Origin of the sequence: Zhongshania sp., assembly GCF_041623545.1 — a bacterium.
In the GTDB taxonomy this organism is placed as follows: Bacteria; Pseudomonadota; Gammaproteobacteria; order Pseudomonadales; family Spongiibacteraceae; genus Spongiibacter.
In genome coordinates, this window is sequence record NZ_JBFJWS010000002.1 from 1 (window position 1) to 16475 (window position 16475).

The 16475-nt window shown below is 50.4% G+C and carries 13 protein-coding genes; 1 reads left to right on the forward strand and 12 read right to left on the reverse strand.

The window, feature by feature from the left end:
* Window positions 1-703 (forward strand): amidohydrolase family protein (locus tag ABYT30_RS00720; RefSeq protein ID WP_373083484.1); only part of this gene is annotated, 703 nt, incomplete at its 5' end.
* Window positions 704-1228: 525 nt separating this feature from the next.
* On the opposite strand, the gene ABYT30_RS00725 is transcribed toward ABYT30_RS00720, so the two are convergent.
* The 12 genes from ABYT30_RS00725 to ABYT30_RS00780 all read right to left on the reverse strand — a co-directional run bounded on the left by ABYT30_RS00725 (window position 1229) and on the right by ABYT30_RS00780 (window position 16380).
* Window positions 1229-2224: a cyclase family protein gene (locus ABYT30_RS00725; RefSeq protein ID WP_373083485.1), complete on the reverse strand. Its 996-nt coding sequence runs from the start codon at window positions 2222-2224 to the stop codon at window positions 1229-1231.
* A gap of 41 nt (window positions 2225-2265) precedes the next feature.
* Window positions 2266-3489, reverse strand: coding sequence for an alpha-hydroxy acid oxidase (locus ABYT30_RS00730; RefSeq protein ID WP_373083486.1), 1224 nt, complete (start codon window positions 3487-3489; stop codon window positions 2266-2268).
* Window positions 3490-3500: 11 nt separating this feature from the next.
* Window positions 3501-4694 carry a cytochrome P450 gene (locus ABYT30_RS00735; RefSeq protein ID WP_373083487.1) on the reverse strand — a complete coding sequence of 398 codons (1194 nt, stop codon included), beginning with the start codon at window positions 4692-4694 and terminating at the stop codon, window positions 3501-3503.
* Window positions 4695-5638: 944 nt separating this feature from the next.
* Complete coding sequence (locus ABYT30_RS00740; protein ID WP_373094865.1) at window positions 5639-6556, reverse strand: alpha/beta hydrolase; 918 nt, start codon at window positions 6554-6556, stop codon at window positions 5639-5641.
* A 63-nt stretch (window positions 6557-6619) separates the two neighbouring features.
* Window positions 6620-7468, reverse strand: coding sequence for a ThuA domain-containing protein (locus tag ABYT30_RS00745; protein WP_373094868.1), 849 nt, complete (start codon window positions 7466-7468; stop codon window positions 6620-6622).
* Window positions 7465-7620 (reverse strand): ThuA domain-containing protein, encoded by a 156-nt coding sequence (locus tag ABYT30_RS00750; RefSeq protein ID WP_373094871.1) that lies wholly within the window; start codon window positions 7618-7620, stop codon window positions 7465-7467. The genes ABYT30_RS00745 and ABYT30_RS00750 overlap by 4 nt, the downstream gene beginning before the upstream one ends.
* Window positions 7621-7762: 142 nt before the next feature.
* Complete coding sequence (locus ABYT30_RS00755) at window positions 7763-8521, reverse strand: SDR family NAD(P)-dependent oxidoreductase (protein WP_373094874.1); 759 nt, start codon at window positions 8519-8521, stop codon at window positions 7763-7765.
* Between the two features lie 75 nt (window positions 8522-8596).
* Window positions 8597-9616, reverse strand: a complete 1020-nt coding sequence (locus ABYT30_RS00760; RefSeq protein ID WP_373080848.1) for a PHB depolymerase family esterase — start codon at window positions 9614-9616, stop codon at window positions 8597-8599.
* 81 nt (window positions 9617-9697) lie between these two features.
* Window positions 9698-11512, reverse strand: a complete 1815-nt coding sequence (locus ABYT30_RS00765) for a flavin-containing monooxygenase (RefSeq protein ID WP_373080846.1) — start codon at window positions 11510-11512, stop codon at window positions 9698-9700.
* A gap of 275 nt (window positions 11513-11787) precedes the next feature.
* Entirely contained in the window at window positions 11788-14154 is a 2367-nt protein-coding gene (locus tag ABYT30_RS00770; RefSeq protein ID WP_373080844.1) for a TonB-dependent receptor, read from the reverse strand.
* A 152-nt stretch (window positions 14155-14306) separates the two neighbouring features.
* On the reverse strand, window positions 14307-15227 hold the full coding sequence (locus ABYT30_RS00775; protein WP_373094877.1) for an oxidoreductase: 921 nt from the start codon (window positions 15225-15227) through the stop codon (window positions 14307-14309).
* A 52-nt stretch (window positions 15228-15279) separates the two neighbouring features.
* Complete coding sequence (locus ABYT30_RS00780; protein WP_373080841.1) at window positions 15280-16380, reverse strand: alpha/beta hydrolase; 1101 nt, start codon at window positions 16378-16380, stop codon at window positions 15280-15282.
* Between the last annotated feature and the right edge of the window lie 95 nt (window positions 16381-16475).

Below are 16475 nucleotides of genomic sequence, written 5' to 3' on the forward strand. Positions count from 1 at the left end.
AGCAGAATTCCGCGCGGCTGTTTTGGCCGACGGCCCCGACATGTCTATGTCATTAACCGGACTGATGAACAAATTCGAGCAAATGTTCGTCATGACGGATCCACCAAACTACGAACCTGAGCCCAGCGACAGCATTGCAGCAAGAGCGAAAGCCATGGGTATTTCACCCCAGGAATTAATCTACGACACCATGCTGGAGCAAAACGGCACGCAATTACTGTACTTGCCAATCGGCGGTTATTCCGAAGGCAATCTCAATGCGTTACACGAAATGCTCACCCATTCGCGCACCACTGCGTCACTGTCAGACGCCGGCGCCCACTGCCCGAGCATCTGCGACGCCAGCTTTACCACCTTCATGTTCACCCACTGGGTGAAAGGCCGCACCAAAGGCGCTCGCATGCAATTGGAAGAAGTGGTGCGCAAGCAGACCAGCGAACCTGCCGAGCTTTATAACTTGCAGGATCGTGGCGTCATTGCCGTAGGGAAAAAAGCCGATATCAATGTCATTGATTTCGATGCGCTTTACCTGCACACCCCTTACCTCGTGAAGGATCTTCCCGCCGGCGGTAAGCGGATGCTGCAAAAGGCAGACGGTTTCCGCTACACCATTGTGAGCGGTGAAGTGATCGTAAAAAATGGCGAGATGACTGAGGCAATGCCAGGTAGGCTGATTCGAGGACCGCAACTAGCCGCGGCATAAATAGGTATAGAACGCAGTAGCTACACACCAATATGTGGCTACTGCACTCGAAGAGAGTATGTAATCAGAACATTCAAAGCTCGCCATTTCCGTTCGAGCCACCGGTACCTCGTCGATAACAACGGATACACTGGCCTCTAATGCCGGGCCGTTAACAAACGAGCCAACACCGCGAATATTCAATTACGTATGTGAGGACTGACCCGTCTCAATGTATTTTAGCAACGGCACTAGTTTAGTGAGATCTTCGATATTACCAATTTGGTAGTTCTCAAGCTGATCGCCGGAGAATGCAGAAATCACCATGGGCACATCTTGTAGATTTTGTTCACGCTTATTTGCCGTTACGATAACATTTTATTTCGGCGCTCAGGCCTGCGCTTGCTTGTTGCAGCGGCACAAGCCCAGCCAACAAGCTTATCGGAAGTAAAACTTCTTATTTTTATACATATCAAGCCTCAATTTTAAACATGCCAGTTACGGTTTACTTCACCAGAAAATAACCTTGTGATTGATGCGCAATCTTCATACCGTCGCGATCGGCGCCGCCGGAGAGCCAACTGCACCAGGCAAATTCAATGGTGGCGCAGTCAATAAAAAAGCCGAGCGCTGGTGCTGGGCTAGCCACAAAGCAAGTTCGCCAAACCACCACAACTCCCCCAAGTGAATCCCCAGTTTTACCAAGCAATGCTCGTGTAGTGGCATTAATGCTTTATCACTACAACGTTGAACACCATCAATTTTTTCGACCATGGGATTGTCTGCACAAATTGCGGCGACGCCGCTGTCATCAATCCACTGTAATAATTTTGGGTCTGTGCCATCCAAGCCAGGACAGGCTGACATTCGCGCCGGATCCACACCTTCGCCGTCGCGTAATAACAGGTCTGCGTAGCCGGTGTAGATACACAGAAAATCGCCAGTCTCAACGACCACGCCTTGCTCATCCATCGCCTGCTGCAAGGCCTCGTAATTTACCAGCCCATGGGAGCCGCACCCCGCCCGGCGAATATCGACCAGCACTCCGCGCCCCTGCACGCAGCTAGCCGCGAGGTTTTCAATACCCAAGGCCATTGCCTGCGGTGCCACACCATCGGCCGGCTGCACAAAGTCAACATCAGCGCGAAAACCGTTGTAAAAGATATGCTCCGCTTCGCCGTCTTGATCAGCGTCAAAGCGAATACCGTAGTGACTGAGGCCATCCCATTGGGTGGAGTACTGCAAATCCATGGTGACGCGATCATCGTTGACTACGTCAATTGCACCGTCCACTGTCCAATCGTACATGGTGCGACCATCGCGAGCGGTGGTCGGCGACAGCACTGGGGCATGGCGGCCGGGAAAGATACCGCCCTTAGGGTAATCAAGGGGCAGACTCAGCAAAAATACCTGACCTTCGACGGCCTCAGCCAATGCGCGGCGGCGACGCCGAGGGTTTATCAAGTTCATCCGGCCTATTTGATCGTTCTCACCAAATTCTCCCCATTTCGCGCCCTGAGGTTGGCACAGCCATTTAGGCATAAACACGGCTCCTGTTTTACTCGCGGTTTAGCTTGGATACTTCATTCTGTGTGGCTGAGATCAATTAACCAGGACTTATCCAGGTCCTGCACATCAGTACAGCCCATTAAAATAAGTGTACGACGTATTTCGCTGGCAAAAACATCCAGCACCCCAGCGACTCCTTCTTCACCCCCACCGGCCAATCCATAGAGGTAGGGCCTGCCGATAAATACACCTTTAGCGCCAAGACACAGCGCAGTTATAACGTCGCTGCCGCGGCGCACACCACCATCTAAATACACTTCAGCGCGATCACCAATGCGCGCTGCGATGGCTGGCAGGGCGTCAATACTTGCCAAGCAACGATCAAGCTGGCGGCCGCCGTGATTTGACACCAGCACGCCGTCGGCACCGATGTCATCCACGGCGCGCGCAGCATCCTCTGGGTCAAGTATACCTTTGACGTAAAACTTTCCCGGCCACTGCTCACGCATCCACGCCAGATCGTCCCAAGTCAGATCCGACTGCATATATCTGGCTTGGGCATCAGCCGACGCTATAGCATCATCGGCGCCGCCCATGAGTACTTTTCGAATACGCTCTGGGGTGTTGACGGGACTATTGGCATCGCGCTCCAAATAATGCACCGCCGCTATCCGTCGATACCTCAACAAGCCGTATAACCAACGTGGGTGGCACAGCATATTTAATAGCCGTGCAGGCGTCAGCGTACGCGGCTGCCCCATACCATTAGCGCGTTCACTTTCGCGATTGCCCAATGTCGGCACATCGACGGTGACAAATAAGGCGGTATAGCCGGCGGCGCGAGCGCGCGCCATTAAGGCCGCTACTTTCGCGCGATCACCAAAGGGGTATAACTGGAACCAGTGATTGTTTCGAGTCGCCTCAGCCACCTCTTCCAAACTGTAGCTCGCCGCCGTACTTAGCACTGCCCGAATACCGGCATTTTCCGCGGCGCGACTAGCGGCAACATCGGCCTGCCAATGACAAAAACCCGCTGCCCCGGTTGGCGCCAAGGCCAGCGGCAAGGCAAGGTGCTCGCCAGCGATGTTTGCGGCCAGCTTTGGCTGACTGACGCCTCGCAAGCTGCGCTGGCGCAGTCGCCAGCGCGTAAAGCCACGCAGATTCTCGTCGATAGTTATATGGTCATCAGCGCCACCCTCAAGATAGTGCCATGCCATATCTGGCAAACGCTTGCGGGCTAGTGTTCGCCACGCCGCCACACTTAATGGCGGCGTTTTCTCTCGCAATCTAAATTGCATTTTTCGTCCTGCTATACGCGGGCAATAGTAACGGGCGCCGGTCCCCGCAAGGGTAGCGAACTGTAGTGATATGCTGCGCTAATTTCATAATCGGGGATAACATCAAACAGGGCATTTACCACCATTTCGGCTTCCAACCTCGCGAGGTTTGCACCCAAGCAATTATGCATCCCTACTCCGAAGCCAAGATTGGGGGAGGCAATGCGATGCAAATCAAATTCATCTGGGTTTTGGTAGCGGGCTGCATCGCGATTTCCAGACGCCAATACGCAGCTCACGTCATCACCATCACCAAGCTCCACCCCCGCCACCACAATCGCGCCACCGCGCACCTTTCTCGGCAGGGTGCCAACAACCCCCTGCCAGCGCATCACCTCTTCATTTGCGCCGCGGATCAAGGAGCGGTCAGCCGTTATTTCACGGCGCGCGTCGGTATACTGTCCATACGTTAAAAAGATATGGTCCAACCATTTGGCGGTAGTCTCATTGCCCGCAAATAGCAGTTGACGTAAATTCTGAACGATCTGCTGGTCGGGAAATTTTTTAGTTGCAGCCTCCCGCGCGATCAAACTAATTAAATCAGATCCCGGGCTTTGGCGACGTTGCTTGAGAAGCTCAAGCATATAGTCCGCTAGCGCGGTTTTAGCCTGCTCACGATTTTCAATAATCTGCTGTTTACTCGCTTCATCAACATAGGAAGTACTGCCCCCAGCCAAAGCGTCGCTCCATTGCACAATATCGGCTAGCCGCTCTCTGGGCACCCCCATCATTAAAGCAATAACCATGGTTGGCAAAGGGCGACACAGGGCCAAGGAAATATTTACCGCCTCGCCAGAATGAAATTTCTCGGCGACTGGCTTAATCAGTTCAGCAATAATTTCCGCTACATCACCTCGGAGACTGGCCATCGCCTGCGGCCGGAAAGATTCTGCCCACACCCCGCGAAAATCATTGTGACGCGCGCGATCGTCCATAGCGATAAAAGCATCAGCGCCAAATAAGTCTTCAACCACGGTACCTTCCACTGTGAAGCGGTCAGAATTAAGGGCTACCTTTCTAATGTCACGGTCAGTGGTGATCAGCCAGCGCTGATAGCCCTTATGCCACACCACCGGCCCTTGCTCCCGCAGGGCTTTCAGTGCCGGCCACGGGTTATCCGCAAACTCCTCGCCGATAATATTAATATTCGTTACTGGTGCATTCATTTCTCTATTCAAGACGTTTCCCCGTAATTAGAAACACATCGAATTGCTAGCGGTGGCAATTTAATCACAACAAAATTGAATAGCAGTTTGGCACTCACTACCCATTAGCGAAAACTGAAAGCACATCCCCTCTTCTCTACGCCAATTAGACTTTCACTGTCATTGCCTAACAGACTTAAAGATTGACGAGTTTTTTATTGATTTAAAAAATAACAATATCTGCACTGTAACTCAGCCATAATAAAATAACAATTAGTCAGCTATTGTGAGGAAGAACGTCAAAAACAGGCCGACACTTAACTATTTTTCACAGCGAATTTACTATTACCCATAATACGAGCAAGGCGATCAACGCACCCCAGAAATAAACGAACCCAGCATAACCCACAAAAATTCTTATACGCATTATTTGAATTTGAGAATAGGCCGCTACTCAAAACAGGGCGATTACGCCAAATATTTGCTACGGTCCCCATGCGCCCTCCCCACCATTTATTGCTCGGCTATTAAGGTTTGCTCATAGCAACTTTGTATACATGTAAACATCACTACGACTTTGACGATATTTCATCCAGTTTTATACTAGGTATCGATGGTGACGGCTTCTGCGCCGACGACCGACACCCCCTTTTCGCGCTGATTATCGAGTGCTGAATCAATAAAAGTCGCGTGTGGACCAGGCCCTAGGTCTTACAGCCGCGTCTTTATCCCTAGGGACTCGATATAGAGGTAATTCATGAGCAAGACTAAATTCAGTTTGTCGAAGTGGAGCCGCTAGCCGGCAAAGAGTGCCTAGCGCACTTTAAAAAAGCGTAAAGACCGGCGGGTTTGCGCGGGCCATTCAGCATTATGAAATATATGACCACAACCATTAAATAAGCAGTGGGATACTCAGAGTAGGCTCAGCGAAACCACATAAAAAGCGCTATCTTGCTGAGCAAACGCTAAAGCTTGTTTAACCATGCTAAGAACAAGTCGGGCCATGCCTTAGCATAGTGCTCTTTTCTCGCTAAGCCCGTGCCGTGGCTCCCCTCAGGGAAAATATGTAGTTCATGATCAATTCCCTGCGCCTGTAAAGCATTGGCATAGAGCCGCGCATTTTGCCATTTAACAATATTGTCCGTTTTAGGCGCCCATATAAACGCCGGCGGGGTATTCGACCCAACCTGCAGTTCAGGGCTGGTTTCAGCTAATAATGCACTGTTTGGTTCAGCGCCCAGTAAAGCTAAACGTGAGATGTCATGTGTATAGGTGTCTTGCATACTAATAACGGGGTACGCCAGCGCGGTAAAATCTGGACGGGTACTCGGCGTAAAGTTTGTTGAGCTAATTGCGGCTAAGTGCCCTCCGGCCGAGAAACCCATGACGCCAACTTGGCTGGGATCAATATTAAATTTCTCGGCGTTTTTTCGTAGATAACTTATGGCTTGCTGAAAATCGAGCATCGGCGCGGGGTATTGCAGCAAACGGTAGTTTAAAACAAAGCCAGCAATACCGTTGTCATTAAGCCATTTTGCGACGTCAACGCCCTCATGGCCTTCGGCCCTGCCGATGTAAGCTCCGCCCGGCAGAATAATAACCGCCTTAGACGGCGCACCGACCTCAACCGGGTATGCGAGTAAATACGGCCCTTTCTCGATCAGCTCGTTGCCACCCATTGCCTTTAAGGCTTTCAAATACCTGGGCATGTCCGCCTCATTACCAGGCGCAGCGGGCAAATAATGCATACGGGCGGTATAATCTTCCCCGCGATCCGGCTCCGATTTTTTCAATAAAACCGTCGCCGCAATGGCAATCAAAAGAATTAAAGCGACTGCGGTGGCCAATATAATCTTTAATAACTTTATTATTCGATTAAACATTTATTCCACTACTCATATATTCAGGCGCTAAAAACATGACGACACCATCGAAAAAAGTATCGATCACTCAAACTTGCCCACCCACTTGATGGCTTGCTTAAGAAGGATTTTAAACTCTGGAGTTTCGAAGCTCTCGGCGCTATGCCCCATCGCGGTATAGACCACACGCCCTTCTTTTACATTATGCGCCCACACCATACTGTGCTCCTCAGGCATAGTGTATTTACCGGGCTCATAGCTGGCTTCATCGACAACGACCAATACATCAGATCCGTTGTGACGGGGGGATTTTTCGAAAGCGTAAAACTCTTCATAATGCGCCCACACTTTAGGCAGACCAGCAGACACCGGATGCTCAGTGTTAATGGTATGCATCTCACCTACTTGCATGTGCGGGGACATGGTATGACCGGTCCATTTAGCTTTAATCACCGTGGTGTTATACCAATCCCAAGATTTATAAAAACCGTCGCCAGCAGCGTGAATACCGATAAAGCCCCCACCGTTTTCGATATAGCTGCGCAGCGCTGTTTCTTGACCTTTGGTCAGAACTTCACCGCTGGCATTCATCCATATGACCACATCAAACTTAGCAAGCTGCTCCTTATTATGCACCGCGCCGTTTTCAGTCTGAAAATAACCCCAGCCTTCCGTGTCTGCAAAACTGCGAAGTAATTTTTGCGCTGCGGGAATTGCTTCTTTGTGCCTAAAACCATTGGTCTTTGAAAACACTAATATCGCTGGTTGCGGTAGTGAAACTGGCATTTCTGGCGCTACTTCATCGAGACTACCATCGGTAAAGAGGCCAGGCTGGTCATAAAATAAAAATGCGACCGGCAATATCACAATTAGGGCGAGGATTACCGCGGCAATGCGGAGTATTTTTTTCCAGCTAAACTTCGGCTTATTCATTTCACCAACTCCCCTGCCCACAGCACTGCGGCTTCACTTAGGTTTTGAAATTCTGCAATATCATAGGTCGCTGCTTGATGACCAATTGCTGCATAAAATACGCGACCTTCACCCAGCTTATGCCGCCACGCCATGGGGTGTTCGCCCGCCATAGAGGTGCTGCCGGGCAAATAGAAATCTGCATTTACTTTATCTGTAACGCGGCATTAGCTGTGCGTTTGATGCTTCTAGGCATAAAGCGCAGCCCTACTCATCAACAGCATTCAATGCCATTGGGCTACTAGATATTCCTATTCAACCAGCAAGCCTATGCGCAGCATCCAGTCTAATAACCTCTCCATTCAACATCGGATTGCTGATGATACTTAGCACCAACTGAGCAAACTCTTTTGGCATACCGAGTCGATTGGGAAACGGCACCTGCTGGCCTAGCTGGTCTTGCCCCTGCTCAGACAACATGCCGATCATTGGGGTACGAAACATTCCGGGAGCAATGGCCATTACCCGTATTTGGTGTGGCGCCAAATCCCGCGCTGCGGGCAAGGTCAGTCCCACTACACCCGCCTTTGACGCCGCGTAAGCGGATTGCCCCACCTGGCCGTCATAGGCCGCAATAGATGCGGTATTGATAATGACACCGCGCTCTTCACCGATTAGGCTAGCTTTAGAAAGTCTGGCGGCAAAGCAGGCCTGAACCAATGCCGTGCCGATAAGATTAATTCCTATGATCTTGCGCAGTAGCTCTGCGGAATGCGACTCGCCCTTGTCATCCACTATTTTCGCAACTGGGGCGATACCTGCACAGTTCACCAAAATACGCGCCACACCGTGCACGGATTCTGCCGCTGTTATCGCGCTGTCGATACTGGCCTCGCAGCACACATCGACCTCGTGAAACACGCCACGGATTGCCGCGGCGACTTGTAAACCCGCCTCAACATTAGCATCCAAAATGGCAACCTTGCAGCCCTGCTCTGCAAGGTGTTCCGCCGTCGCGCGGCCTAGACCCGACGCCCCGCCGGTGACAATCGCTGAAACGCCGTTAACGTCCATGGTAGTCCTCATTTTTTATCACCGACTAGGAGTTAGTAACTCCCTTTTGTGATTAGCATAGCCCGTTATTTTTTATTAAGGATCTACACGCTCAATAGCCACGGACTTACGCTCCGCCTCTACTGCCTGAAAGAAATCCCACACTTCCGCCACACCGTCCAAATCACCGGCATTCCCGCCCATAAACAATTCAATGATTTTGTTATGCAACTTTGAAGGCATCACGTGGCCCGAACCCTGCATTGTATATAGACGCACCAGTACACCCTCTTCTGATGACCAAGCTTGCACTGAAATACTGGTATTTGGATTACCGTCAAGTTCGGGAACAGTCTGGATGAAGGGAGCGCTATTTACACCGGCTAATTTTACCCAATATTCCACCGACTCCTGCGCTGACAGCACCCTGCCGCGGCTAACATTCCCAGCTAAATCCACCACACCACCGTTAAAGGGGTTAATCGGATCTTCGGTGCCATTAAAAATAGCCACGGAAACCGGCTGATTGCTGCGCTGGCAGTCGAAACTTTCGGCTACCGGTATATTGGCCGCCATCGGCGCTATCGCGGCAAATTCATTAGGCAATTCAAAAGCCAGTCGATACGCCATATGACCACCATTAGATAAACCCGTCGCATATACCCGCTGCCGAGAAATGGCGTAACGCTCGGCAAAATAAGCAATCATTGCTTTAAAGAAAGCAGGGTCATCAATGTTTTTTGTGTTGGCAGTGTAATTTGCACCACCGCGGCAATCATTCCAGTGATTTTCATAGCCGCTTGGGTAGACAACGATAAAGCCTTCCTTATCGGCCAGGGTCTCATAGCCGTAGGCGGTCCCCACGCGCATATGTTCAGCCTTACTCATAGAGCCATGCAGAACAAAAATCAGCGCCGCATTCGGTTTTACATTTTCAGGAATATAGTAAATAAAGTCTCTATCTAGCCCATCTACCGGTAGTTGTGCGGACTTAAGTTCACCGTTAGTATCGGGCTGCGCGGGCGTATCTAAATAAATAAAGTAAAAGTACAGACCCGCAACAATGAGTAGCAAAGTCATAAGCAGATATAGAAACCATTTTAATATTTTTTTCATGTTTTCCTGTCGATTAACAAATGTAATTTTCTTGCGAAAAGTAGCCGCCCAGAGTGAAAAGACCAAACTACCGCGTTCATTTTATTCCTTGCTGGTGATTTCCATTCCCGGGAACTCGCCAGAATCTCGCCAATCGGCAAGTATTTGATGAAAGACATATGAGGGCCGCCCATAGCTACTATTTTGACTACGGCCGGGGGCTATCTTACCTTCATTGTTGATATAACTCGGCGTACATTGCTGCTGAAATTTGATATTGCTACCAGAAAGTTCGATCACTTCCTGTACCCAAGCCTCTTCAGCTTCTGCTGTCACTTCGATAGATCGCAAATCTCTTTTTAAGGCTTCGCTGACCATATATGCAGCGTGCTCGCCATTCTGTGCCAGCGCGTGAGTAAAGTTAGCGCCGCCCTGCTGCTGTAAGCCATTCCCTACCAGATAAAAATTGGGGAAATTACTAACAGTCATACCGTGCAGTGAACGGAAGCCATTTTTCCATTTTTCGCGCAGTGTGACGCCCTTGCTACCATAAACATCGTAGCCCACGAGGTCGAACCAAGAAGATGCATTATCGAAACCGGTGGCAAAAACAACACAGTCGAGCTGATACTCTTTATCGCCAACCACAACGCCAGATTCGGTGAAGCGGGCAACGCCCTGACCGCCAGTATCGACCAGCGTCACATTGTCCCGATTGAAAGTCGGCAAAAAGTCATTATGAAAGCATGGACGCTTGCAGAAGCTCCGGTACCAAGGCTTTAAGGCTTCAGCGGTGACCGGATCCTCAACAGACTCCTCAACACGTAAGCGAATATTCTCCATGCGAATATGGTCGGCGACTTCCTGTTTTAACGCCATTTCCTCTTCCGGCAAATCACTACTGACCTTTTCCTTGACGATCAATCCTTGCTGGTTTTTAAAGATTTCGGTCCAGCTATCATTCACCAGATCCTTTTCTACCGGCGCGCCCTGCACGACCGCAGTAAAGTTTTCCACCCGCTCTTTATGCCAACCCGGCGCGAGGCTTTTAAACCACTGCGGATCAGTAGGCTTGTCATCTCTGATCGCAACTGACGACGGAGTTCGCTGAAAAACATAGAGCTGCTTTGCGTCCTGGCCCAGATGGGGAACGATCTGAACAGCACTGGCACCGGTACCAATAATGCCGACCCGCTTATCCTTAAGTCCCGTCAGGCCACCATCCGGTCCGCCACCGGTATAACGATAGTCCCAGCGGCTGCTGTGAAAGGTATGGCCTTTATAATCCAATATTCCCGGCAAGCCCGGCAATTTCGGCCGCATAAAATGGCCACTGGTCGATATAACATGCCGAGCGTGAATCACGTCGCCACGGTTGGTTTTCACCAGCCAGTGCGCATTGCTTTCATCCCAGCGCAACTCGGAAACTGCGGTTTGAAATAGCGCGCCCTCATATAGATCAAACTTACGAGCGATGCTTTTGGCGTATTCAAAGATTTCTGCGCCGCTGGCAAATCTGCGCGGCGGCATATAGCCCATCTCTTCAAGCAATGGTAAATAGGTATAGGCCTCGATATCGCAAGCCACACCAGGATAGCGGTTATAGTACCAAACCCCGCCAAAGTCACCGGCACGTTCGATATAGCGGAGGCTTTTAATGCCAGCTTTACGCAAATTGGCACCGGTCAGCAAGCCGCCAAAGCCGCCACCAACAACCAGTACATCAATAGCATCGTTTATTGGCGCACGCTCAAAGCCGGGCTCAACCCAAGGATCATCCAGATAGAAGGAAAATTCGCCTTCAATTTTTTGATATTGCCCTGAGCCCTCGGGACGCAATCGCTTATCGCGCTCGATCTTATATTTTTCTCGGAGCGCGTCTAAATCAAAATTCAATTCGGTTAAAATTTCAGACATGAGTTTAACTCATTTGAAGTGGGTATAATTTTAGTCCGCGATTTATGTAAACGATAGGGCCGAATCTTTTATTAAATGCCCCAGAAATTTATAGCTCACACCCCTGAAACGCAGACTTACTGCCCCATCTAGTATCATTGAAGCTAGCGTAACGAGCAAACCTGAAAATAGACCTTCGGCTCCCTCGCCTAATATATGAGCTTAAACCCTGCAAAACTTGGCCCACCGGCGCTCTACCCTAAGCTCGGTCGAGCGCAATAGTCAAAAATGGCTTGTTAGAAGTTAACCTCAACACTTGTTCCGTATATTCTCGGTGGCAGGTTGCTTAGCAGGGATATTGTGCCCGGACGGTTTACGATCATCGGCGCTTGAGCGGCAAAAAAGATATCGTTGTTATTTTCAATGTTCTCGACGAAGGCCGTGACCTTCCAGCGCAGCCCAGAGCTTTCCCAAATTAGGCGCGCCGAACTATTGGTGTAGGCGTCAACTTCGTCGAGTGGATTACCACGACCCCGCCGGTTCTGGGAGGCGCTATAATTTGTGGTGAATTGCGGTGTAAGTGATCCAAACTCATCTAAATTAAAGGTGTATCGGGCCGTCAATGCCGCTGTATATTCGGGCGCGGACGGTAATCGATCACCGGAAAAATCTTGAGGATTATCGTCATTACACGCAGGCGCTGTTTCTACATCACCCTCAGCGGCATCTTTACCACAGAATTCATCGTAGCGTGCGTCGAGCCAACCGAGACTGGCCTGCATATTAAATTCGGGGGTCGGTGACCACTGAAGTTCCGCGTCGACCCCCTTAATAGTTGCCGCGCCAGCGTTGTCGACGATAACGCCGCCGGGTTTGATCTGCGCTACTTGCAAGTCGACGTAGTCATACAAAAAAGCCGCCAGATTCAAAATCATGGTTCCATCTAGTAAGTCCACCTTCCAACCAATTTCATAGGCATCGATAAATTCAGAATCAATCGGCCGATTCTCTGACGGTGACGGCGCATTGGTTATAACTTGCGCGCGGCCCGGTTTATAGGAAGTGGCCACCTTAAAATACGCCATATCACTTTCATTATAGAACCAGCGACCTGCCAGCTCACCGGTGGTGACATCAAACTCCGCAGGCGCAGAGGAAGGCGGCGTGTCCAACAGCGGTACCGGTGCAATAGGCACAAAATTAACAGCGATCAAGTCTGCGTAAAAATTTTGATCGCGCTCATCCGTTTCATCATGGTTCTGGCGGATACCAGCGGTGAGTTCGATATTTGGGCCGTCGAACAACTTCGCAATATCGAAATCCAGCTTTAGGAATACCGCTTCGCTCTTGACCGGGCGAGAAAGCCCTACTCGCCCACTATCCATATCACCGTAAAAACCGTTACCGCCGGGCGCAGTTACCGGCAATGGTAACGAGGGGGCACCGAATTGTTCCGGTGTAAAAAACACCCTAGCGTAAGCCTTTAGATCCTCTAGCTCGGTCTGGCGATACCAGAACATGCCGAATAGCCAGTCGAACCCATCCCGATTTTCTGAAGCAAAGCGTAATTCAGCATTGCGCCGGGTAACGGATATATTATTGTATCCCTCGGTGATCGGTTCCTCAGTACCATCAAGGTCAAAGCTGCCGAAAGACTCGCTGCGATGTTCGCCACCAATGAGCACAACATCGACACGGCCTAGTATTGGGAGCTCGGGAATTGACCACGTCAGATCGCCATCAACGCGGGTAAATTCATCGTGAGGCTCACCCAGACGCTGATCGCGGTTGGCGCGAACCTTGGTGATATCCAAAGGCAGGGCTTCTGCCCCCGCCATTTCAATCTCACCACTCAGGCGAGTCGCAAGCGACGGACTACCAACGATATTGTAAGTGTTTGTTCCACCGGGAGGTGTAGCGCTGTATTTGATAGCCCGCAGTGATCCATGCAGAGAATCAGTTATTTGACTGGTGAGGTACATGCGGTAAAAGTAATCATCGCGGAAGCCTGGATCTTCGGCAGCCGGTAATAAAATATCATCAAGCGTGCCGTCACCACGGCGTTTTATGGCGGCGAAACGCCCCAGAAGTCGGTCGTCGCCTGCGCCTAAAAAGGGAATATTGAGATAGGCTTGGAAAAATTGCTCTTCCAATCCAGATAGCCGAATGTCGCCGCCAGTACTAAATTCAGACTCGGGTTGGCGCCATTTAATATTGATTGCACCTGAGGTCGCATTACGACCAAAAGCCGTACCGGAGGGGCCGCGAACAACTTCAATCGCGCCAATATCGTAAAATGGCGCGCCACGTACATCAAGAAACACACCATTGACGTGAAAAGCAACTGGCGATGATCCGGCATTTTTTCCGATACCCCGAATCGCGATTTTCTCTTCATCTACCGCAACCATGCTCGGGATCATAGCGGCCAAATCTTGAAAAGACTGAATATTATTTTCTTGAATAGCTGAGCCACTCAGGGCCGATACCGACCCAGCAATGTCCTGTACGGATTCTGTTCGCTTTGTGGCCGTAACTAAAACTTCTTCGATTCTATGCTTCTTTTTTTCGCCTTGCTCAGGCAAATCAGCACCAACGCTGTTGCTGGCACCGGAGATAATGAGCAATGACAGCATTGCTTTACTTATATATTTGGCATTCATCGAATCGATCCCAGTACAAAAAATCCGCCACAAAATAAATAACATACCGTTAGTTTATTTATTATGATCAAGCAAAATGAATAAACTGTCAAGGAGATAACCCGACTCAGAAATTAAGGCTTGAATAGGCTCTTTTCGGCTAACGAATTCTGTTAGCCAGGTCGTAATTCATAGTTCACACCAGTAAGACGCTCAGACTCCTCCCACAATTGCGCCGCAATGGCCTCATCGAGGGCTCTCGGTGCGGGTGCCACGCGTCCAGCCTTGCCACTCATTTGCTTAAATCCAGTAGGCCCATAGTAGCCCCCCCCCTCAACATCGGCTTCGCATGCGGCGTAGACCAGAGGCAGAGCGCCCTCCGCAGCAGTCTGCCCAAACCAGCGGTTGAAGGTGTTGTAAGCAAATAATTCGAAGCGGTCCATCAGCTTGCGGCGATTTTCCTGTTTCCAGCCGCTCGCGATGGGTGTTGTTGCAACACCTGGGTGCGCACTCACGCTTATCAATTTACTGCCCGCCGCCAGTGCACGTCGATTCAACTCCAAGGCAAACATCAGACAAGCGAGTTTGGTACCCGCGTAGGCGCGTGACGAGGCATAGTTCTGCTCGAACTGGAGGTCATCAAAATCTATTTCACCGCCGCTGTGGGACATACTTGAGACATTCACCACCCGGGGATTTGCGCTGCGCAATAATGCCGGTAGGAGCTGCCCAGTCAAAGCAAAATGACCGAGATGGCAAATACCAAACATCAGCTCAAAGCCGTCGCTGGTCGTGGCGCGTTCCATCGGCGGCAGTAAACCTGCATTATTGATCAGAACGTCTAAGGGCTTAGCCTCAGACAGCTCACGGTCTACAAAAGCGCGAATGCGCTGTTGATCTGCTAAGTCTAGGGCGCGAAATTCAGCGCTACCGCCAGCAGCAATGATTCGCTCAACAACGGCATTACCGCCCGCCTCATTGCGATCGGCAACAATAACGTAATCCCCTTGCGCAGCTAATTGCAACGCCGCCTCTAATCCAATACCACTCGCCGCACCCGTTATCATCACGCGGCGATTAGTTGTCTTACTCATCGGAGGTACCTCAAATTATGCTTCAAAAACTGGAGTGAAGTGCTACTCCGATCTATTTTAAATTTTTCTTAAAAAAGGAAACCGTGGCATCGTAGGCATCTCTGGCTTCCGGAAAATCAGCAATATACTGATAGCAGTGCCCCATACCTTCGGCTACGATCAATCTCGAATCCACGCCAGCTTTGATCAACTGAGAATTAGTAAACACCGCAGGACTTAGGTCAGCGGCGCGGGTCCCAGTTGTCACCAAAGTTGGTGGAAATTTCGCTAAGACATCGAGGTGCAATGCCGGTGATACTACTGGGCCGTCTACGTCAGCACCCTTGAAATAGCCACGGGACAAATCTACTTGTTCTTCACCCTCATTCGCTGGCGGTGGAAATGAGCCGTCGATATACGCTGCAATATACGAAGAGTCGCCCTTAGCAAAACGAAGTGCACCGGCGCCAAATATACCAATGCCACCCGGTGAAGGCAGGCCACTGCTGGCGATCATCGCCGCAGCTTGTCCGGTCAAAGCACCGCCAGCCGAACAACCATAGATACCGATATTTTTCGCTTCGTAGGTTTTCATTAACTCGCGATACACCGCGAGGGCATCCTCTGCACCAGCAGGATGGCTCGCTTCGGGTGCCATGCGATAGTTAACAGACACAACTTTATAAGCGCCGAGTACTGAAATAGGTGCCGACTCCAATATTGAACAGGAATCCCAACACACGGAAAAAGCCCCGCCGTGCAAATTAATGAGAACCCGATCAGGGTCTGCGACAAGCCCAGTTGGCGAAAATATCCGCGCAGGAACACCCGCAACTGTAGTTTCTTCGATATCCACGGGGTATTTCTGCTTCATTTTGGATACAAAGGGCGCGAGGGCTTTATCTATTCCTGCACGCGATTCTTCGATGCTTTGATCAGGATTCGGCGCTGATGCTGACCCGAGGGCTCTAAGTTTCAATAAGCTCACCGCCTCTTCACTCATATAAGTTGATGGTGGCAGTTTGAAACTAGGCACAGTGACCACACCATCTAAAGCAAAGGTCGGCGTTGCATAGGGCAGATCCGGCGTCGACATGCGGCTTACCAGATAGCCCCCTACAAATGCGATTAGGGTGACCGCAATTACGGCGATAGCAAGACTAAATCGCTTCATAATATTTTCCTTAGTTACTTTTAAAAGGCGTGCTCAGATCAGTTATTTAGCAGTGTCGCTTCGCTGTGGGCATTGGGTGACTGCCCACAACTCAC